Raw genomic sequence first — 20,235 nt, 5'->3', positions numbered from 1 at the left:
GCTGGCAGAGCTGCGCACCGTCCGGCCGGGTCATCGCGCATTGGTGGCAGTGGACGGAGTCGACGGAGCCGGGAAGACCACGATCGCCCGTGAGCTCGTCGACCTTGCGGACGAGAACTCGGGATGTGCCGGCGCTGCAGGCACGCGTACCGATCGGCTGGTCGCCGCCATCAGCATCGACGGCTTCCACCGTCCTCGGGTGATCCGCTACGCCCACGGCAAGGGACCAGACACTTTCTATCGTCATTCCTACGACTACGAAGTTTTCGTCGAGTCCGTCGTCGAACCGTTTCGTCGAGGTGATGCGATCGTTCCAGCTGTGTGGGACGTCGACGAGGATCGTCCGCTGGCGCCGGAACCTCGGAGTCTGCCGAAGGACTGCATCCTCCTCGTCGAGGGGATCTTCCTCCACCGTCCCGAGTTGGTGGGTCTCTGGGATGCGAGCATGTGGGTCGAGGTGCCGTTCGAGGTCTCAGCCCCACGCGGAAACGAGCGGTTCCCCGGAGCCTTCGTCGCCGATCCCGAGGCTGCGTCGAATCATCGCTATGTCGGCGGTCAGCGTCTCTACTTCTCCGAGGCAGCTCCGTGGGAGAAGGCAACATGGGTGCTCGACAATCGCGATCTGGATCGGCCAGTCCTGACCTGCCGAACCGCATTCGATCACTCTGGCAACTGTTCTTGTCCCGGGTGATAGTGTCGGAGTCCTACAGGGGAGCGCCGAGCGAGCCGGCGCTGAGAGTGCATATGCAGACCCTTTGAACCTGATCCGGTGAGCACCGGCGGAGGGAGTGGAATCGCAATGACCACCACAGACTTGGACACGTCGATCACCGTGGCTGCTGACGGAGCGGTATCGGCACTGCTACGATCAACCAGCCGGCAATGGGCGGAGGCCGTCGACCACCGGTTCGTCAGGGAACTGTTCGCCGGCACCATCGACGACACCGTCTTGCGCGACTATCTGGTGCAGGACTATCAGTTCTTCGAATCGTTCCTGTCCATGCTCGGCGCCTGCGTGGCCCATGCCGATGAGCTCGACGCGAAGCTGCGATTCGCCCGACAGCTGGGCATGCTCGTCGCCGATGAGGACACGTATTTCGTCGATTCCTTCGCCGAGTTGGGAGTCGCGCCCGCCGACTACCTCCACCCCGAACTGACCATACCGACGGCGGGCTTCCGCGATGTCATGGATGATGCCGTCGCCTCGGCGTCGTATCCGCAGCTGCTCGTCGTCCTCGTCGTCGCCGAATGGCTCTACCTCGACTGGGCCGAGTCCCGTGAGGAGATGCCGAAGCGGCAGGTTCACCGAGGATGGATCGACCTCCACCGAGGCGAGGCCTTCCGCGAGTGGGTGCAGTTCCTCGTCGACGAGCTCGAACGTGCGTTCCCGACCGACGCCCAGAGCTCAGTAGCCGAGACCCTGACCCGCGCCTGGAACCGGGCCGTCGATCTCGAACGCGCCTTCTTCGACACCGCCTACGGCAGCTGAGCCGCACTCAGCCGCCCGGGACTGCGCATCTCGGCCGCCCAGCCCACTGGCCTAGACTGGCCTCATGAGCACAGGTGTTGATGCAGTCGTCGTCGGATCTGGTCCCAACGGCATGTCTGCCGCGGTCACTCTGGCCCGGGCCGGACTCTCCGTCGAGGTGTTCGAAGCTGAAGCCACGATCGGCGGTGGTGCCCGCACACTCGACCTCGGCCTGGCACCCGGCGTCACCCACGACATCTGCTCGGCCGTTCATCCCCTGGCGATCGCCAGCCCCTTCTTCGTCGACTTCGACCTGCGCGCCCGCGGCATGGAGCTGACCACCCCCGAGATCTCCTACGCCCAACCCCTCGACGGGAAACCGGCCGCGCTGGCCTTCCACGATCTCGACGAAACGGTCGACCGCCTCGGCGAGGCGGGACCGGAATGGCGGCGATTCTTCGCCCCGCTGCTCGACCGTGTCGATGACGCGATCTGGCTCTCCCTCGGTGACAAACGCTCCGTGCCCGAGACCCTCCGCGATGTTCCCGGCATTGCGAACGTCGTGAAATTCGGTCTGCGACTCCTGTCCCAGGCCAGCCCCGCGTGGAACATTCCGCTGTCCCACGAGTCGACGCAGTCCCTGTTCACCGGGGTCGCCGCGCACGCCATCGGCGGGCTGCCGGCGATGGGCACGGCCGCTACCGCCACGATGCTCTCCACGGTCGCCCACGCCGGAGGCTGGCCCTGCCCCATCGGCGGATCTCAAGCGATCGTCGACCACCTCGTCGCCGATCTCGAAGCTCACGGCGGCACCGTGCACGCGAACTCCCCGATCGCCCACGTCACCGACCTGCCCAAGGCCCGCGCCTACCTGCTCGACACTTCGGCGTTGGGTGCGGCACAGATCTTCTCCGGCCTGCTGCCGGCCCACGTCGACACGAGCCTGCGAACGTTCAAGCACGGCAACGCCGCGGCCAAGGTCGATTTCGTCCTCAACGGTCCGGTCCCCTGGTCCGACCCCGAGGTCGGCCGTGCCGGAACGATCCACGTGGGCGGCTCGCGAGCGCAGATGGCCGCCGCCGAGGCGCAGGTGATGAACGGACGGATGCCATCAGACCCCGTGTGCCTCGTCTCCGACCCGACCGTCTTCGACCCCTCCCGCGAGGTGAACGGCCTGCGCCCGCTGTGGACGTACGCGCACGTGCCCTTCGATTGCCCGCTCGACCCGACCGAATACGTGACACGGCAGATCGAACGCTTCGCCCCGGGCTTCCGCGACCGCGTCGTCGCCCACAACGCGATCCCCGCTTCCGAGATGGCCGGGCACAACCAGAACTACATCGGCGGGGACATCGCCACCGGCGTCGTGTCCTTCTACCGGATGATGGCTCGCCCGCGCCTGACCTGGGACTCCTACAGCCTCGGCGTGCCCGGGGCGTTCCTGTGTTCGGCGGCGACCCCGCCGGCCCCGGGCGTACACGGAATGAACGGCTGGTTCGCCGCACGCCGAGCGCTGAAGACCCGCTTCGGAATCGACGAGGCACCCAGCCTGGCACCGGGCGACTGACGGAGTGCGTCCCCGCAGGGACGCACCACCATCCCAAACGTGATCGAATCGGGCACAGATTGTCGGGCGGGACGCCCTGGGCCACGGGAAGTATGGATGAGTGAAGGGAGAGATCGTGATCGCTGAACTCAATACACTCATCGACGCCATCGAGTCGAACCTGACTGCCGATTCCGCGGAGTCCGTCGAGATTGGTGCGCTGGCCGCCAGGCTCGGCACGACCGAGTATCACCTGCGGCGGATGTTCTCATCGCTGGCGGGAATTCCGCTCTCGGAATATGTCCGCAGGCGCAGAATGACCGTCGCTGCCGGTGACGTCATCGACGGTGAGGATCTGCTGAGTGTAGCCGTGCGGTACGGATACGGATCGACGGAGGCATTCACGCGCGCCTTTCGGTCCGTCCACGGTACGGCTCCGTCCGAGGCTCTGCGAAATGGCGGTCCCCTTCGCAGCCAACAGTCACTCAGGTTCCGCCTGACGATCGAAGGGAGTTCGACCATGGACACCAGAATCATCGACCACCCCGCATTCGCACTCATCGGCCATGCTGTGCGTGTGCCGCTCATCCACGAAGGAGAGAACCCGCACATCCGCGAGTTCGTCGCTTCACTCCCGCACACCGAGCACGCACGGCTCAGAACGCTGTCGGACACGACCCCGACAGGACTACTTCAGGTCACGGACGGGGTGGATCCGGACTACCGAGAAGGAACCGACCTCACCTACCTCCACGGGGTCGCGGTCTCAGCGGCCGCCTCGGCGCCGGAGGACCTCGATGTCATTGATGTCCCGGCGGGGATGTGGGCCGTCTTCACGGCACACGGCCCGTACCCGCAGGCGCTTCAGGACACGTGGGCGGCCACGGCCGGCGAATGGTTCCCATCGAATCCGTGGCGGCTGCGTCCGGGGCCTTCGATCGTGTCGATTCTCGATCGCGCCGAGGATTTCAGAACGGCGACAACCGAACTCTGGCTGCCGGTGGAACGGGACTGACTCAGCTCCGCAGCCACCGGTCGGCATCGTCGTCGCAATGCCGGTCAACCACCTCGGGGGCGGTGTCGATGACGTCGTTCAGCCCCGAACGTCGTATCCAGGTGCCAGCCCGCCATGAGGCTCGCGGGCCGATCATCGGTATTGCCCGCGGTGGGATCGTCTCCGGTTCCTCGCCGAGGTGACCCTGCCCTTCCCCCTGTAAGGTGAGGGCCGAGGTGGACTCCGTCGAACTCCTCGGACACCTGTGACCAGTCCGGGATGACCCAACGGCCCTTGCGGCCGGTGGCCTCGAACCAGGTCTGACGGCGTTGGGCGGCGACATCGGCGGGCCCTACGTCATTCGGCTCGGATTCTGGTTCCCGCTGTGATTCCGAACCCGCACCGCACGGCTGCAGACGGTCGCGGCGACCCCTGCACCTTTTCGACGGGAGAGCCGGCGGCGCATGCGGCGCTGCGGAGCTCAGCCAGGGCACGCGCTTCCGCTGTGAGAGGTTCGGCCCAGGCGCCGAATTCGTCATCGTGCCCGCGCTGGGCCAGCCCGAACACGAGCGAGCGTCCCCACGGGGACGGCAGCAGATCTTCAACGGTGAGTCGGTGGTCCGACCCGGTTCGGTGCTCTTCCGGGATGGCCATGGCATCCAGACTCTGTGAGGTCTTCTCAACCTACCCTGACGAATTCCTGCCCGTCGGAATCCTCTTCGTCCGGGCTCACGGGGGCGACCACTTTGGCGACGGCGAGGATCCGGGCACCCTTCGCTGCCTTGAACCCGGCGCCGAGGACTCCGATGATGATGAGGACAGCCCCGCACAGTTCCCCGAGTGTCACGGTCTCCCCGAGGACCAGCCATGCCGCGCTCATTCCGACCACAGGCACGAGCATCGAGAACGGAGCGACGATGCCGGCAGGATTGCGTGACATCAGCCACGACCAGATGCCGGAGCCGAGGATGGTCGCGATGACCACGGTGTAGATCAACCCCGCCGCGCCGAGCAGGCCGGTCGGTGTGCCCAGTGTCGTCATCGAACCGCCGATCGCGGCCGGTCCCTCGACCACGAGGGAGATGAGAAGCATCGGAAGCGGTGGGACGATCGACATCCACATCGTGAACTTCACCGGCTCGACCGAATGTGCCTGCCGATTGCTGATATTGCCGATCGCCCACCCGAACGCTCCGGCTAGCGTGAGGAGGAAGGGGAGGAAGCTCGCTGATGAGTCGAGGCGCTGCCAGCCGACGACCCCCAGTCCGGCCATCGCGACGAGCAGGAACACCATCTGCGAAGCACGGACCCTTTCCTGCAGGAACGTCATCCCGAGCAGCACGGTGAAGGGCCCAGACGCCTGAAGGACGAGGGAGGCCAGCCCCGTGGGCATACCGGTGGCCATCGCCCAATAGAGGAACGCGAACTGGAGCACACCGAAGCCGAACCCGTATCCGAGGATCCACCGGAACTTCACATCCGGCTTCGGCACGAACAGGAGCGCTGGCAGCGCGAGTACGGCGAAACGCAGGGCGACGAGGAAGAACGGCGGGAACTGGTCCAGCGAGAGATCGATCGCAAGGAAGTTCAGTCCCCACATCACCGCCACCGAGGCGGCGAGCAGACAGTGTTTGAATGACATGTCCTCATTCTCGAACCCGATCAGAGTGAAGCACAATCGCAGAATACTGAATCTACTCTGTAGCATACCTTCATGGTCATCGATCCGAAGCATCTCGAACTGCTCCGCCTGTTTGACGAGTACGGCAGCGTCAGCGCCGTCGCCGACGTCACCCATCGCTCCCCCTCGGCTGTCTCGCAGCAGCTGCGGCAGGCCGGTCGCGAGATCGACCGCACCCTCGTCGAACCCGCCGGACGCGGACTCACCCTCACCGCCGCAGGCAGACTGCTCGCACGGGGAGGACGGGACGTGGCCCGCACGCTCGCCCGAGTGCAAGCACAGTGGGAGGGCCACCTCGGCGAGGCCGCCGGAGAGATCGGCCTGGCCGGACTGCCGAGCGCTCTCACCCACCTCCTCCCCGACGCGCTGCGCCGGCTGCGCGAGGAACATCCGCGCATCGACCTTCGCATGGACGATGTCGATCTCGCCGAGCACGAGTTCGCAGGGCTCACCAGGGATGTCGACATCGTCGTCGCGCACAGCCTCGTCGCCGAACGCCCCATCGGCACGGACGGACTCACCGTGGTCCCGCTGGCACGCGAACCCATCGACGTCGCTCTTGCCGTCGACCATCCGCTCGCCGGACGCACCGAACTGAGCCCTGACGACGTCGCCGGATGCCGCTGGGTGGGAGTGCCTCGGGGTTACCCCTTCGACACGATCCTCACCTCGATCGAACACGTGACGGGGCACGACCTCGACGTCGTCCAGCGGATCCGGGACAACCGGCTCATCGAAGCGATCGTCGCCTCCTCGGACCAGGTCGCGCTCCTTCCCCGGTTCACGACCCCGCGCGATGCGGGACTCTCACTTCTGCCGTTGACGGGGGTGACGACGACGCGCTGGATCGTCGCGGTGATGCGGCCGGACACAGCCGAGCGGGTTGCGGTGCGCGCGGTGATCGGCGCGCTCAGCCAGGTCGAGGAATCTGCGGTCTCACCGTCTGCGGGCTGAGGCCAGTTGCTTCAGGCGCGGGCGAAGCGCCGCGGCACGAGTCTCTCCAGCGGCAGGAACGCCGTCCAGCAGATGACGGTCGGCAGGAAGTGGATGCCCAGAGCGAGATACGTCATGAGGTGGAAGAGGAAGAAGAATGCCACGGCCCCGTAGAGCCACTTGCCCTTGAGGAACAGGACGACCGGTGAGAGGAACTCGAAGACGAGTGTCGCCCATTGCGCGGCGATGAGGAGGCCGGGCATCTCGAGGAACGGCTTCGACCATTCGGCGCCGCGGCGCATGAGCGCCCAGACGATGACCGCCCCGTTGGCCCAGTGGGTGATGTTGCCCGAGGCGATCCACTTCATGAGCACCGAGTAGAAGTAGGTGAGGACGACGGCGATCTGCACGATGCGCAGCGCCCAGCCGGCCCGCGCCGAGGCGGTGCCGACGTCCCGGAAGCGCGCCGTTCCGATCGTCGGCAGGACGAAGGCGGCGATGACGAGCGCCATATGGTCGTGCGCGACGTAGCCGTAGCCCTGCGTGTAGAACATCCACGCCCCGAAGCTGATCGCCACGGCCCACCCGCTGAAGCGCTGGAGGAATCCTGCGGCGGCGAGGAGGGAGAAGACGATGATGAGGGCGAGCAGGATCTGCGCGCCGAGGACGCTGACGGCGGGGATGTGGAGGAACCTTGCCAACCACAGCGGCTGATAGAACTCGGGCGTCCAACCGTGGGCGATGACGTCACCGGAGATCGTGAGCACATCGATGATGATGAAGACGTAGATGAAGACGCGGAACACGGCCACTCGGGCCAGGGGGACCTCGGGCATGAACCAGCGGAGGACCGGGTTGGTGGGGGTCGCCTCGGCGGGGGTGGCCGTCAGGGTCGGGGTGCGTCTCATCGGACCTCCCATGTCGCCAGTGTCGTCTGTTCGGGTTCACCGACGGCCAGGCCGTTCTTCAGCTGCGTGGTGGCGCGGCAGAGGATCATCGTCTCCGGTTTCGGTTCGTCCGGATGCAGCCGGATGTACGAGTCGGCCATCGACTGCAGGAGTTCGGGGTGGGCGATGACCCGATCGAGCTGGGATTCGACGTCACCGCGTTCGATGCCGACAGTCGCGGTGTTGAACCCGAGGCGGCGCGGTTCGTCCTCACCGGGGAACTGGGCTTCGAGGCACGTGGAGTTCACGGTGCCGTTGAGGTCTTTGGCGGTGGCGTACTGGGTGAGCGATCCGAGCGGGAAGAAGTCATTGGTGTTGAGGAACTGTCCGCAGGTGAGGATGACGAAGGCAATCGCGGGCACGACGATGCGCCAGCCGATGGAGACCTTCGACAGCGGTTTCACCCGGGTCGCGGGTTTCGACCGGGCGGACGGCCCCGTGCCGGGGCCATCGGACGCGCCGGCAGCGGGGTCCTGGCTCGTCAGGAGGCGGCGCTTCTTCTCTTCCATACGCTTACAGGACTCGTCCTCTCGGGTGCGGCTCGTTCGCAGACAATCCTATCCGCCCCAATTGCTACCCGACGGCGGCTGAGCAACCTGGCGCGAGGTTGCTGGGCCGCCGTCAGGTAGTAAGAGGGGTCAGGAGCTGCGGGCGTAGAGGTTGAGCTGCTCCCACCCGGCCGCATACTTCTGGAACGCGGCGACCGCGGACTCGGAATCGTTGTTGCTCAGCGCAGTCACCCACGAGTCGACGAGTTCCGCGGCTTCGCTCGGCCACAGCACATCGGACATCCCGCCGAGGTCGAGCTCGAGGATCGAGTTCATATCGAAGGTGTCGATCCACTCGGCCAGAACCGAGGTCTGCTCGACCATATCGACGACCTTCGAGGTGTCCGCGATCGTCTCCGAGGCCCATTCCATCCGCGCCGAGGCGGCCAGGATGTCCGTGCGGATGAGCACCCGGAGGTCCTCGTCGGTCTCCTCGGTGATGATCTGATCCTCGGTCAGCGAGAAGAACAGCCACCACGACGGAGGCACGTCCCAGGCCGAGACGCGGGTGAAGATCCTGGTGTCCTTGGCGTCCTGCAGCCACTCCGCGCGACGGCTGGCGGCACGTCTCCGAGCGGACTTCGGAGCGACGATGTCCAAGGTCGCCTTCGAGGTGTGTTCGGCCAGCGAATCGAGCGCCTCCCACCCGCGGATGTCCTCCTGAGCAGGGCAGAAACGGTCGACCCCGTCCGCGGTCTGAGACGCCGGAAGGAAGATCGGAGTGCGCCGAAACGAATCAGCCACGGGCGACGGGGGCAGGGAGATCAAGCGCTTGTCAGCGTCGTGGGAAATCTGCTCCTCGATGCGTGACCGGTTGTCCTCCACCTGCCTGTCTTGCAATTCGGAATGCACCACAAGAGGTTCGAAGATCCGCAGGGTGACGACATAATCGCGACGGTAGGCCATGGGTTCAGCCTATCCAAGGTCCACTCACAAAATGGAACTTCCCAGTATGAACAGGTAGGATTTAAGCGCATAGCAGAGATCTAGTCCGGGGCTATTAGCCCCATAGACGACGGAGGGGGTCACGCCAGTGGGTCGCGGCCGCGCAAAGGCAAAGCAGATCAAGGTAGCTCGGAAGCTGAAGTACTACAGCCCGGATACCGACCTTAATAGACTCCAGCAGGAGCTGGGCGCCGACGCGCACAAGTCTGGTCCGTCCGATCCGTACGACGATGAACCCGACTACTCGGCTTACGCCGACAAGTACAACGTCGACGATGACGACGAGTACGAGGACTGAACTCGGATGAGTCCAGCCGCGCACGGCTGATCTGACACGCACAGAGGGCGGGGACTTCGGTCCCCGCCCTCTGTCGTACGCCCGGGCATCCCTCGCCGAGGCGGCTGCGCCCTCACGCGCATCACGCACCGTTGCGTGCAATTCCTCCGCCTACGTGGCCATCACGCACCGCAAGCAACACACCCCCGTGCAGGAACACGAGGGTGTGAGACCAACGGTGTGAGAAGCCTCTGCGCCGAGGGTGTGAGAGTTTCGGTGAGGGATGCCCCGCGACCAGGCCAGCCGCTCGAGATCTGCTGAGCCGCTCGAGAAGAGCTACTGCAGGATCGCAGCGCCCCCGTCGACGCCTTTGGCGCCCTGCACATAGTAGGGATCGCGCGCCAGAGAACCGTCATCGGCGGCGACGTCGCCGAGCACCCAGGCTCCGGGGCTCGCGGCGAGGACACCGTCGACGGATGCTGCGTCGACGACGAGGACCATGCCGACGCCGAGGTTCCAGGTGCGTTCACGGTCGTCCTGCGGCACTCCGCCGAGCTCGCCGAGCACGGAGAACACCGCCGGGATCTCCCAAGAGGCCCGCGACATCCTGGCGACCAGACCCTGCGGAAGCACCCTGGCCACATTGGCCGACAGTCCCCCGCCGGTGACGTGCGAGACCGAATGGACGGCATCGGGCAGTGCGTCGAAGAGAGCAGCGAGTTCGCCGGTGTAGACATGGGTGGGAACGAGCAGCTCCTCACCGAGGGTGCGGCCGAACTCCGCGACCTGCCTGTCCAGGCCCCATCCCGCCTCGGCGATGATGTGGCGGACCAGGGAGTATCCGTTGGAGTGGATGCCCGAGGACGGCAGACCGATGAGCACGTCCCCGTCGCGGACCTTCTCCGGCCCGAGCAGCTTCGACGCCTCGACGACACCCGTGGCGGCACCGGCGACATCGTATTCGTCCGCCCCGAGCAGACCCGGGTGTTCGGCGGTCTCCCCGCCGACCAGTGCGACACCGGCCGAGGCGCAGGCGTCGGCGATGCCGCGCACGATATCGGCGATGCGTTCGGCCACGACCTTGCCGCAGGCGATGTAGTCGGTCATGAACAGGGGGCGGGCACCACAGACGATGATGTCGTCGACGACCATGCCGACGAGGTCGTAGCCGATGGTGTCGTGCTTATCCATGGCCTGCGCGATGGCGACCTTCGTACCGACGCCATCGGTCGACGAGGCGAGCAGCGGACGGTCGAAGTCCTTGAGCACGGAGACGTCGAAGAGTCCGGCGAATCCGCCCATCCCACCGACGACCGAGGAGTTGTGGGTGGCCGAGACCGCGGCCTTCATGAGTTCGACGGCGCGGTCTCCGGCCTCGACGTCGACGCCTGCGGCGGCATAGGTGGTGGACTTCGGGTTCGCGTCGGAACTCAACTCAGCATCCTTTGTCGGCGGGGGTGTTGTTGACGGGAATCGGGTACTCGCCCGAGAAGCAGGCGGTGCACAGCTGGCTGCGTTCCTGCTGGGTGGCGGCGATCATGCCGTCCAGGGAGATATAGCCCAGGGAGTCCGCGCCGAGGTTCTCGCAGATCTCGTTCGTGGTCAGCCCGTTGGCGATGAGTTCGGCACGGGTGGCGAAGTCGATGCCGTAGAAGCACGGCCACTTCACCGGCGGGGAGGAGATGCGCACATGGACCTCTGCCGCTCCTGCCTCTCGCAGCATCCGCACGAGCGCCCGCTGGGTGTTGCCGCGCACGATCGAATCGTCGACGACGATGAGGCGCCTGCCCTCGATGTTCTCCCGGATCGGGTTGAGCTTGAGGCGGATGCCCAGCTGTCGCAGGGTCTGTGAGGGCTGGATGAAGGTGCGGCCGACATAGGCGTTCTTCATCAGCCCCTGACCGAACGGGATGCCCGAGGCTTCGGCATAGCCGACGGCCGCCGGGGTGCCGGATTCGGGGGTGGCGATGACGAGGTCGGCGTCGACCGGGTACTCCTCGGCCAGCTGCCGGCCCATCTGGGTGCGCGCGGCGTGGACGTTCTTGCCGGCGAGCATGCTGTCGGGACGTGCGAGGTAGACGTATTCGAAGACGCAGCGGGCCTGGCTCGGCTCGGCGAAGCGGTGCGAGCGCAGACCGTCTTCGTCGATGGCGATGAGCTCTCCGGGTTCGATGTCGCGGACGAACTTCGCGCCGACGATGTCGAGTGCCGCGGTCTCCGAGGCGACGACCCAGCCGTTCTCCAACCGGCCCAGCGACAGGGGCCTGACCCCGTGCCGGTCACGGGCTGCGTAGAGGGTGTGCTCGTCCATGTAGACCAGCGAGAACGCGCCTTCGACATGGGGCAGCAGGTTGAGAGCCGCCTCGGTGAGGTTCTCTCCCTCTTCGGTCGCGAAGAGCTCGGTGACCAGGGATGTGTCGTTCGAGGAGTCGCGGAAGGGCCGGGTGCGGGCCGTCTTCTTCGTGGCCTCCTCGACGACCTTCGTCGCATGGTCGCGGCGAGCGTCGGCCATGGTCTCGAGGGCGTCGAAGTTCGTCAGATTGCCGTTGTGGGCCAGCGCCACGGTGCCGAACGGAGTCGGCCCCAGCGTGGGCTGGGCGTTCTCGAACGAGGGTGATCCGGTCGTCGAATACCGGGTGTGCCCGACGGCGATATGGCCCTGCAGGAGCTCGAGATCGCGTTCGTGGAAGACCTGGGAGACCAGGCCCATGTCACGGTAGATGAGGATCTGCTTGCCGTTGCTGGCAGCGATCCCCGCGGACTCCTGTCCGCGGTGCTGCAGGGCGTAGAGCCCGAAGTAGGTGAGTTTGGCGGTTTCCTCGCCGGGGGCCCAGACTCCGAACACACCGCATTCATCCTGCGGTCCGCGGTCCTGGGGGTCGATTTCGTGCGTCAGCTGCCCGTCTCCTCTTGCCACGAGTGAAATTGTCTCATACCCGCAGCTGCCCTCTGACCCGGTGCTCAGACTGTGGAACCGGGGGCCGAATCCCGTCCGGCTCCCGCATCGTCCCCGTCATCGGCCGCGGGAGCCGGATCGTCGACCGCAGGTGCGGCATCCTGGCTCGCCGAGGCAGTCCCGTCGTCGCCAGCGTCGGCATCCGGGTCCTCCCCGCGGGCTTCGGCGATGCGACGGCGCGCGATCTCCTTCGGATCGTCGACCATGTCGATCTGTGCATCGACCCGGAATTCCTTCGATGTCTTCCGTCCCCGCCAGTCGAGGATGAGCGCGACGAGTCCGCCGAGGAACAGTCCCCCGATCCCGAGGACGAGCAGCAGCAGACCCAGCCCCTTGGCCACCGTGTAGCCCATCGGCATATCGGCCGGGTCGACGAAGACCGCGAGGATTCCGGCGAGCACGATGCCGAGAACCGCGCCGATGCCCATGAACACCGAGTACTTGGGGCTGCGACGGACGGAGACGTCGATCTGGTCCTTCATGATCTCCTTGGACATGTGGCCGGATGGGCCGATGGATCGCCGGGATCGCCCCGGAACTACAGGTCGCGAACAGTCTAGTCGAGTCAGCCTGAGGTTCCTCCCAGGCAGTCTCATGCCAGTTCCCATAAACTGGACACAACTAAACTGGACTCAACCAGATTGACGGTCACTGAAGACAGAGGATTGCGATATGTCCCATACGATCATCGTCGGCATCGACGGTTCCGACAACGCCGAATGCGCCCTGCAGTGGGCGATCACGCACGCACAGAAGACCTCCGCAGAGATCCGCATCGTCTCCGCCTACACCGTCCCCGGCGTGAATATGAGCCAGGCCGATATCGTCTACCCCGCCGATTTCGACAGTGCCGTGAAGCAGACCGTCGAATCCATCGCCGAGGCGGCCGCCGCCACCGTCACGAAGGCCGGGATTCCCGTCTCGACGACGATCGCTCCCGGTGACGCCTCCGGAGTGATGGTCGAGCATTCGAAGAACGCCGCCCTCGCCATCGTCGGGGCACGTGGTCGCGGCGGATTCGCCGGTCGCCTCCTCGGGTCCGTGGCCTTGGCGATGCCCGCGCACTCGCAGTGCCCCACCGTCGTCGTCCCGAGCACCTGGCCCACCCGAGTCATGCCCACGACTCCCCTGCCCGTCGATGATCCCGTCCGCACGACGGATGGTCCCTCCGCCGAGGCGGAGACCGCTTCACGCCCCGACTTCTCCGGGGAGGTCGTCGCCGCCGTCGATCCCTTCGAAACCGACACCCCGGTGCTGCACGCGGCGGCCGCTCAGGCAGCGATCTACGGTGTTCCGCTGCGCCTCGTCGGGGTCACCGCCACGCACATCCTCTCGCCGGAGTGGATGCCCAGCGAAGAGCATCTCATCCGGATGTACGACGAAGCGGCGAAGGCCTTCACCGCCGCGGCCGATTCGCTCACGACCGATTTCCCCGACCTCGAGGTGCGGTACTCGATCTTCGACGCTCCCGCCACCGAGGTGCTCGTGTCCGCCACCTACACCGCCGATCTCATGGTCATCGGCTCCCGTGGCCGCGGCGGCTTCGTCTCCACCATCCTCGGGTCGACGTCGCAGGGCGTGCTCTCCCACGCCGTGTGTCCGGTTCGGGTGGTGCGAGTCAACCGCCGTCAGCCCGGTCGTCGCCGCTGAGCCGCAGCCGCGTCAGCCGAGTGCGATGAGCCCGATGCCGGTGACCACGACGAGGGCACCGACGAGTTTGAGCAGCACGTTCCTCTCCCCGAAGAACCACCAGGCCAGCAGGGTGCCGACGATGATCGAGGTCTCCCGCACGGGAGCCACGAGCGCCACCGGCGCCTGCTGCATTGCGTAGAGGACGAGCACATACGCCAGGGGCGAGAGGATCGCCACGGTCACGAGTGCCCGCTTGTGGTTCCTCAGGATCTCACGCAGGTCCGCGCGTCGGTCCCGGCCTCCGGGCAGTGTGAACGCTCCCGCGGTCATGATCAGTCCGACGCAGGTTTCGGAGACCGCGAAGTACAGCAGCGGGGAGTCGCTGACGTGGTTGACCGCGAAGTCGTCCCAGAGCGTGTACGAGGCGATGAACGCCCCGATCAGCCCACCCCACGCCAGGCCTCGCCGCAGACCGTCGCTGGTGGTGGGACCGTCCCCACCGCGGGGGCGGATCGTGACGACAGCGATTCCGGCGATGACGGTGAAGGCTCCGAGAGCCTCGGCGAGGGTGGGACGCTCACCCAGGAGGGCCACGGCGATGATGATCGTCACGACCGGCCCGGTGCCGCGCGCCGTCGGGTAGACGACGCCCAGCGGCGCATGGTCGTAGCCGGACTGCAGAGCAACCGAGTAGGCGATGTGGAACACCGCGCTCAGTGCCGCCGCGCCGACCAGCCCCCAGTTCAGCGGCTGCGCGCCGGTGGCGATGATGACGGCTGCGACCGGGGCGAGCAGGATCGCCGAGAGCCCGTGGTAGCCGAGCACGAAGGCAAAGCCCTTGCCGGTGACGGACTTCGCGGCGAGGTTCCACACAGCGTGGGCGATCGCGGCGATGAGGACGAGCCCGAGGACGGGGAAGGTCATCTCAGCACCGCCCTCTTCGGCACCGTCACAGCTTGATGGCGACGGTCTTCGTCTGCGTGTATTCGTCGAGTGCTTCGATGGACTTCTCGCGCCCGTAGCCGGACTTCTTGAACCCGCCGAAGGGCAGTTCGACTCCCCCGCCGGCACCGTAGGTGTTGACGAAGATCTGACCGGCGTCGACCTCGGCGGCCAGGCGATGGGCGCGGGAGATGTTCTGCGTCCACAGCGCCGTGACCAGCCCGTAGTCGGTGCCGTTGGCCAGGGCCACAGCCTCATCGTCGTCGGCGAACGGCAGGGTCGCGACGACGGGACCGAAGACCTCCTCCTGGGCGATCCGAGACTGCGGGTCGACGGAGTCGACGATGGTGGGGGTGATGAACGCCCCCGCGGCGAGGTCGTCGGCCAGGCCGTCGGGCCGGGTGCCGCCGGTGACGATCTGCCCGGAATCGACCTCGGAGAGGAACCCGTCCACCCGATTATGCTGCTTGGCCGAGATCAGGGGACCGAGCATCGGGTCGTCGAGACCGTAGCCGATGGTCACGGCCGCCATGGCCGTCGCCATCTTCTCGACCACCTCGGCGTGGATGTCGCGGTGAACGATGAGCCGGGAGCCGGCCGAGCAGGTCTGCCCGGCGTTCTGGATGATGGAGCGCACGAGCGACGGAACGGCCGCATCGACATCGGCGTCGGGGAAGACGATGTTCGCGGACTTCCCGCCGAGTTCGAGGACCGTGGGCACGACCCGCTCGGCGGCGGCGTGGGCGATGGCCGAACCGGTCTGCGTCGATCCGACGAAGCCCAGGTGCGCTACCCCGGGGTGGGCGCTCAGTGCCGCTCCCGCCTCGGCGCCGAGGCCGGTGACGACGTTGAAGGCTCCGGCGGGGAAGCCGACGGAGTGGATGAGTTCGGCCAGTCGCACGGTCGACCGCGGGGTCTCGTCCGCGGGTTTGGCGACGGCGCAGTTGCCCGTGGCCAGCGAGGTGGCGGCGGCGCGGCCGATGAGCTGGAGCGGATAGTTCCAGGCCACGATGTGGCCGGTGACGCCGAAGGGCTCCCGCCGCGTGTAGACGTGCATGTCCTCGGCCAGCGGGATCGCGTGACCGTAGTAAGACTCGATGGTGTGGCCGTAGAACTCGAAGTAGCGGGCGCACACGTCGACGTCGGCATAGGCCTGGGTCAGCGGTTTGCCCGTGTCCTCGGATTCGATACGGGCCAGATCGTCGCGGTTGGCGGTGATGACGGCCGCCGTGGCGATGAGCAGACGGGAGCGCTGTTCGGGGCTCGAGCGTTTCCATTCCCGCTGCGCCTTCGCCGCCACCCGCACGGCTCGGTCGACCTCATCTGCTCCGGCGCGGGCGATGTCGCCGAGCTGGCCGCCGGTCGCCGGGTCGATGTTCGCGTAGGTGAGCAGAGAGGGGACATGCCGCCCGCCGATGAACGACGTCGTCTGCGTGATCTGTGCGCTCATCGTCGGTCCTCGAGTTCGGCAGCGGTGAACAGGGGCAGGAAGTCGCCGAGGTCGGCTCGGGTTCCCGAGGCGTCGATGTCTCCGGCGGCGAGCGCGGTGGCGAAGTCGGTGCGTCCGGTGACCAGGCCCAGCCACACCTCGGCGGAGGTTTCGACGACGTTCGGAGGGGTGCCGCGGGTGTGCCGGGGCCCGGCGATGCACTGCGTGACCCCGAACGGCGGGACCCGGACCTCGACGCTGTTGCCTTCGGCGCGAGAGGCGAGCTCTTCGAGGGTGAAGCGCACGGCGGTGGCGGTGGTCGACCGGTCGGCCGGGGCCGCATCGAGCCTCGCCTGGGTCAGCCACATCTCCACGGCACTGCGCCCCTGATCGGGGTCGATCCTTCTGCGAATCGCCATCAGTCCTGCTCCCTCCGCCGAATCTTCGCTACATCTTCACCCACGCAGAGCGCGCCGACAACGTCCGTCCGCCCCTCGGAATCCGTGCCCCCGGTGACCGTGTCCGTGATCGCTTCGATCACGGCGTCGATCGTGTCATCCTCCGGCGCCGAGGCGGCTCCCGGCCCGGCAGGGAACGCTCCGGCCCGCCGGAGCAGGGTCAGCGCCACGAGCCCGGTCGCCCGCGAGGATCCGTCGAGGCATTTCAGCGCCACCGAATACCCGGTTCGGGTGGCCATGACGATGACGCCTTCGGCCCCGCCCTTGGCGAAGACGCCGAGCCGGTCGATGACGGTCGAGTTCGGTCGGCCGTGGCCCTCGATCGCCCACGGGTCGGCGAAGACCGCCTCGGTGAGGGTGCGCGCCTCGTCCTCATACGCGGTCCATGCCCCTGTCGCCGCCTCGGCGGCGCCGTCGGTGCTGCCGATCCGCACGACGCGGCCGATCGCGCGGGCCAGTCCGGTGAGGCTGAGCGCGAACACGGGAGCCCCGCAGCCGTCGATGCCGACCGCGGACGGTTCCTCGGAGGCGAAGGCGGCGACCACCTCGGCGACCTTCTGCTGCACGGGATGGTCCGGGGACAGGTAGGTGGAGGTGTCGGCGCCGATGGCACGGGCGGCGGCGAGGAACGCCGCATGCTTGCCGGAGCAGTTGAAGTACAGGGGCGAGCGCGGGTCGGTGTCCGCATCTCCCCGCACCCGTGCGCGTTCCTGCAGTTCACGCCGGAAGGCTCCGTCGGCGGGATGGGCGGACGGGCACTGCAGGTCGGATACGCTCAGCCCTGCGGCCTCGAGCATCGATTCGACGACCTCGACGTGCCCGGCCTCGGACTTGTGCGAGGCGCTCGCCAGGGCCGCGGCGGGTCCGGTCAGCTGCGCGCCGAGGCTCATCGCGGCGATCGCCTGCAGCGGTTTGAGACTGGAGCGGGTGAACACGGCTGCGTCAGGGGCGCCCAGGCTGATCAGCGGCGATCCGTCCGGGGCGAGGACCACGGCGGATCCGATGTGCCGGGATTCGATGAACCCGGAGCGCTCGACGACTGCGAGCTCGGCGGCTTGGGCGGGAGTGAAAGTCGAGAGGGTCACGCACTCAAGCCTACGACCCTTTAGGCTGGTGGCGTGAAGGTTCTTGTCATCGGTTCGGGCGCCCGTGAACACGCCCTTGTCCTCGCTCTCTCGCGCGACCCGCAGGTCGACGCCGTCATCGCCGCTCCCGGCAATCCCGGGATCGCGCAGATCGCCCACACCGAGGCCGTCGACGCCTCGGATGCCGCCGCGGTGACCGCGCTGGCCGAGACCCTCGACGTCGACCTCGTCGTCATCGGGCCCGAAGCCCCGCTGGTCGCCGGTGCTGCGGATGCTCTGCGCGAAGCCTCCTTCCCCGTCTTCGGCCCCAGCGCGGAAGCCGCGCACCTCGAAGGCTCCAAGGCGTTCGCGAAGGAGGTCATGGAGTCCGCGAACGTGCCGACTGCCCGCACCGTGGTCGCCTATTCGACCGATGAGGCCGCCGCTGCGCTGCGCGAATTCGGCGCCCCGCATGTGGTCAAGGCCGATGGACTGGCCGCCGGCAAGGGAGTCGTCGTCACCGATGACCTCGATGCCGCGCTGGCGCATGCGAGCTCGTGCCTCGAGGTCTCCGATCGGGTCGTCATCGAGGACTACCTCGACGGACCCGAGGTCTCCCTGTTCGTCCTCTGCGACGGCACGACCACCGTCCCCCTGGCCCCGGCTCAGGACTTCAAACGCATCGGCGACGGCGACACCGGCCCGAACACGGGCGGAATGGGCGCGTATTCGCCGCTGCCGTGGCTGCCCGCCGGCACGGTCGACGAGATCGTCGACACCGTCGCCCAACCCGTCGTCGATGAGATGGCCCGCCGCGGCACGCCGTTCACCGGTCTGCTCTACTGCGGTCTGGCGCTGACGTCGAAAGGCCTGCGCGTCATCGAGTTCAACGTCCGCTTCGGCGATCCGGAGACCCAGTCCGTGCTCGCCCGGCTGGCCAGCCCCCTGGGCCAGACGCTGCTCGCCGCCGCCGAGGGGCGCCTCAACGAAGTCGCGGCCCTCGAATGGGATCCGCGCTCCTCGGTGACCGTGGTCATGGCCGCCGAGAACTACCCGGGCACGCCGAGCACCGGAGACATCATCCGCGGGCTCGACACCGCCGCGGCCCTGCCCGACGTCAGCGTCCTTCACGCGGGCACGAAGCTCGCGACCGGCCCCAGCGGCGGGTTCGCCCCCGAGGACGCCGTGATCACGAAGGACATCGCCGAGACCGGTGACATCGTCACCTCCGGCGGCCGCGTGCTCTCCGTCGTCTCCCTCGGTGACGACCTCGACGATGCACGCGCGAGGGCCTATGCCGCGGTCGACGAGATCGCATGGGACGGCGAGCAGCATCGCACCGATATCGCCGAGGCGGCCGCCGCCGGACGTATCGAGCTCGCCTCCGGCTACGCCTCCCCCGCCCCGGTCGCTCCGGTGCTGCCGGGCTGGAAGCATGTGTATTCGGGGAAGGTCCGCGACCTCTACATTCCCGCCGACGCCGCCGATGCCGCGAGCGCCGAGCAGCTGCTCATGGTCGCCTCGGACCGCATCTCCGCCTACGACTGGGTGCTCGATTCGGAGATCCCGGACAAGGGCAAGGTGCTCACCGGTCTGAGCCTGTGGTGGTTCGATCAGCTCGCCGATGTCATCGGCAACCATGTCATCAGCTCGGACGTGCCGGCCGCCGTGGCCGGGCGCGGGCTGATCGTGCAGAATCTCTCCATGTTCCCCGTCGAGTGCGTCGCCCGCGGCTACCTCACCGGTTCGGGAATGTCGGACTACCGGGCCACCGGATCGGTGTGCGGCATCCAGCTGCCCGCCGGGCTCGTCGAGGCCGATCGCCTCGAGCCTCCGATCTTCACTCCGGCGACGAAGGCGGAGCTCGGCGACCACGATGAGAACGTCAGCTTCGATGCCGTCGCCGAGACCGTCGGGACGGAGACGGCGGAGAAGCTGCGCGATCTGACCGTGGAGATCTACCAGCGTGCCGAGCAGATCGCCCGGGAACGCGGGATCATCCTCGCCGACACGAAGTTCGAGTTCGGAACCCTGCCCGATGGCACGATCGTTCTCGGCGACGAGGTGCTCACCCCTGATTCCTCCCGCTTCTGGGACGCCGCGGGTTATGAGGCCGGCAAGGCTCAGTCGAGCTTCGACAAGCAGTTCGTCCGCGACTGGCTGACCGAAGAATCCGGGTGGGACAAGGCGTCGGACACTCCTCCCCCGGCGCTGCCCGCCGAGGTCGTCGAGAAGACCCGCGCCCGCTATATCGAGGCCTTCGAGAAGCTCACCGGGGAGACGTTCCCCGGCTGAGGCCCTGCGCGCCGCAGAGCGCCAACACGTGAGCCGCGGGGCACCGACACACAGTCGGTGCCCCGCGGCTTCGTCGTTCCCAGAGACTCCCCGGCCACCTCCTGCCGGCTGTCGCCGACA

The 20,235-nt window shown here is 67.2% G+C and carries 19 protein-coding genes and 1 riboswitch; of the genes, 8 read left to right on the top strand and 11 right to left on the bottom strand.

All coding sequences use genetic code 11. The features are described 5' to 3' along the window. The first annotated feature begins 49 nt into the window (after positions 1–49). The 4 genes from QYM46_RS03915 (at position 50) to QYM46_RS03900 (ending at position 4,029) form a co-directional block, all read left to right on the top strand. Entirely contained in the window at positions 50–691 is a 642-nt protein-coding gene (locus QYM46_RS03915) for a uridine kinase (RefSeq protein WP_432790941.1), read from the top strand. A 7-nt stretch (positions 692–698) separates the two neighbouring features. Beyond that, positions 699–805: riboswitch (TPP riboswitch) on the top strand. Further along, the gene (locus QYM46_RS03910) at positions 800–1,489 is read left to right on the top strand and encodes a TenA family protein (protein WP_432790940.1); all 690 of its coding nucleotides are present in this window, start codon (positions 800–802) and stop codon (positions 1,487–1,489) included. Its footprint overlaps the riboswitch before it by 6 nt. A 64-nt stretch (positions 1,490–1,553) precedes the next feature. Further along, the gene (locus QYM46_RS03905) at positions 1,554–3,035 is read left to right on the top strand and encodes a phytoene desaturase family protein (RefSeq protein ID WP_432790939.1); all 1,482 of its coding nucleotides are present in this window, start codon (positions 1,554–1,556) and stop codon (positions 3,033–3,035) included. A 115-nt stretch (positions 3,036–3,150) separates the two neighbouring features. Beyond that, positions 3,151–4,029: an AraC family transcriptional regulator gene (locus QYM46_RS03900; protein ID WP_169251400.1), complete on the top strand. Its 879-nt coding sequence runs from the start codon at positions 3,151–3,153 to the stop codon at positions 4,027–4,029. A 658-nt stretch (positions 4,030–4,687) separates the two neighbouring features. On the opposite strand, the gene QYM46_RS03895 is transcribed toward QYM46_RS03900, so the two are convergent. Beyond that, the gene (locus tag QYM46_RS03895) at positions 4,688–5,650 is read right to left on the bottom strand and encodes an EamA family transporter (protein ID WP_432790938.1); all 963 of its coding nucleotides are present in this window, start codon (positions 5,648–5,650) and stop codon (positions 4,688–4,690) included. 72 nt (positions 5,651–5,722) lie between these two features. Here QYM46_RS03895 and QYM46_RS03890 point away from each other — a divergent pair, with 72 nt between their 5' ends. Then, a complete protein-coding gene (locus tag QYM46_RS03890; RefSeq protein WP_248279103.1) occupies positions 5,723–6,643 on the top strand; it encodes a LysR family transcriptional regulator in 921 nt (306 codons plus the stop codon). A gap of 11 nt (positions 6,644–6,654) precedes the next feature. Here the strand turns inward: QYM46_RS03890 and QYM46_RS03885 are convergent, their stop codons facing one another. From QYM46_RS03885 to QYM46_RS03875, 3 genes are all read right to left on the bottom strand, one after another. Continuing rightward, positions 6,655–7,530: a hypothetical protein gene (locus QYM46_RS03885; RefSeq protein ID WP_432790937.1), complete on the bottom strand. Its 876-nt coding sequence runs from the start codon at positions 7,528–7,530 to the stop codon at positions 6,655–6,657. Beyond that, positions 7,527–8,078, bottom strand: coding sequence for a hypothetical protein (locus QYM46_RS03880; protein WP_432790936.1), 552 nt, complete (start codon positions 8,076–8,078; stop codon positions 7,527–7,529). Before QYM46_RS03880 ends, QYM46_RS03885 begins: the two co-directional genes overlap by 4 nt. A 129-nt stretch (positions 8,079–8,207) precedes the next feature. Continuing rightward, the gene (locus QYM46_RS03875) at positions 8,208–9,023 is read right to left on the bottom strand and encodes a hypothetical protein (RefSeq protein ID WP_432790935.1); all 816 of its coding nucleotides are present in this window, start codon (positions 9,021–9,023) and stop codon (positions 8,208–8,210) included. 127 nt (positions 9,024–9,150) lie between these two features. On the opposite strand from QYM46_RS03875, the gene QYM46_RS03870 reads away from it, so the two are divergent. Next, entirely contained in the window at positions 9,151–9,360 is a 210-nt protein-coding gene (locus QYM46_RS03870; protein WP_169251396.1) for a DUF3073 domain-containing protein, read from the top strand. Positions 9,361–9,675: 315 nt separating this feature from the next. On the opposite strand, the gene purM is transcribed toward QYM46_RS03870, so the two are convergent. Genes purM through QYM46_RS03855 form a run of 3 tightly spaced genes read right to left on the bottom strand, consistent with a single transcriptional unit; the run spans position 9,676 to position 12,777 of the window. Further along, positions 9,676–10,773 (bottom strand): phosphoribosylformylglycinamidine cyclo-ligase, encoded by a 1,098-nt coding sequence (gene purM / locus QYM46_RS03865; protein ID WP_169251395.1) that lies wholly within the window; start codon positions 10,771–10,773, stop codon positions 9,676–9,678. Position 10,774: 1 nt separating this feature from the next. Further along, positions 10,775–12,256: an amidophosphoribosyltransferase gene (gene purF, locus QYM46_RS03860; RefSeq protein ID WP_432790934.1), complete on the bottom strand. Its 1,482-nt coding sequence runs from the start codon at positions 12,254–12,256 to the stop codon at positions 10,775–10,777. A gap of 44 nt (positions 12,257–12,300) precedes the next feature. Further along, positions 12,301–12,777 carry a hypothetical protein gene (locus QYM46_RS03855; protein WP_432790933.1) on the bottom strand — a complete coding sequence of 159 codons (477 nt, stop codon included), beginning with the start codon at positions 12,775–12,777 and terminating at the stop codon, positions 12,301–12,303. A gap of 190 nt (positions 12,778–12,967) precedes the next feature. On the opposite strand from QYM46_RS03855, the gene QYM46_RS03850 reads away from it, so the two are divergent. Continuing rightward, entirely contained in the window at positions 12,968–13,945 is a 978-nt protein-coding gene (locus QYM46_RS03850) for a universal stress protein (protein ID WP_432790932.1), read from the top strand. A 12-nt stretch (positions 13,946–13,957) separates the two neighbouring features. Here QYM46_RS03850 and QYM46_RS03845 read toward each other — a convergent pair whose 3' ends face one another. Genes QYM46_RS03845 through QYM46_RS03830 form a run of 4 tightly spaced genes read right to left on the bottom strand, consistent with a single transcriptional unit; the run spans position 13,958 to position 17,841 of the window. Beyond that, the gene (locus QYM46_RS03845; protein WP_432790931.1) at positions 13,958–14,851 is read right to left on the bottom strand and encodes an EamA family transporter; all 894 of its coding nucleotides are present in this window, start codon (positions 14,849–14,851) and stop codon (positions 13,958–13,960) included. A 25-nt stretch (positions 14,852–14,876) separates the two neighbouring features. Then, entirely contained in the window at positions 14,877–16,319 is a 1,443-nt protein-coding gene (locus QYM46_RS03840; RefSeq protein ID WP_432790930.1) for an aldehyde dehydrogenase family protein, read from the bottom strand. Continuing rightward, positions 16,316–16,717 carry a sterol carrier family protein gene (locus tag QYM46_RS03835; protein WP_432790929.1) on the bottom strand — a complete coding sequence of 134 codons (402 nt, stop codon included), beginning with the start codon at positions 16,715–16,717 and terminating at the stop codon, positions 16,316–16,318. Before QYM46_RS03835 ends, QYM46_RS03840 begins: the two co-directional genes overlap by 4 nt. Beyond that, on the bottom strand, positions 16,717–17,841 hold the full coding sequence (locus QYM46_RS03830) for an asparaginase (protein ID WP_432790928.1): 1,125 nt from the start codon (positions 17,839–17,841) through the stop codon (positions 16,717–16,719). Before QYM46_RS03830 ends, QYM46_RS03835 begins: the two co-directional genes overlap by 1 nt. A gap of 33 nt (positions 17,842–17,874) precedes the next feature. Between QYM46_RS03830 and purD the strand changes: the two genes are divergently transcribed. Further along, complete coding sequence (gene purD / locus QYM46_RS03825; RefSeq protein WP_432790927.1) at positions 17,875–20,115, top strand: phosphoribosylamine--glycine ligase; 2,241 nt, start codon at positions 17,875–17,877, stop codon at positions 20,113–20,115. The last annotated feature ends 120 nt before the right edge of the window (positions 20,116–20,235 follow it).

The sequence above is a fragment of the Brevibacterium sp. K11IcPPYGO002 genome (assembly GCF_050920635.1).
Taxonomy (GTDB): Bacteria; Actinomycetota; Actinomycetes; order Actinomycetales; family Brevibacteriaceae; genus Brevibacterium.
The sequence above is the reverse complement of the archived record's forward strand: the minus strand, read 5'-3'. Positions and strand labels throughout refer to the sequence as shown.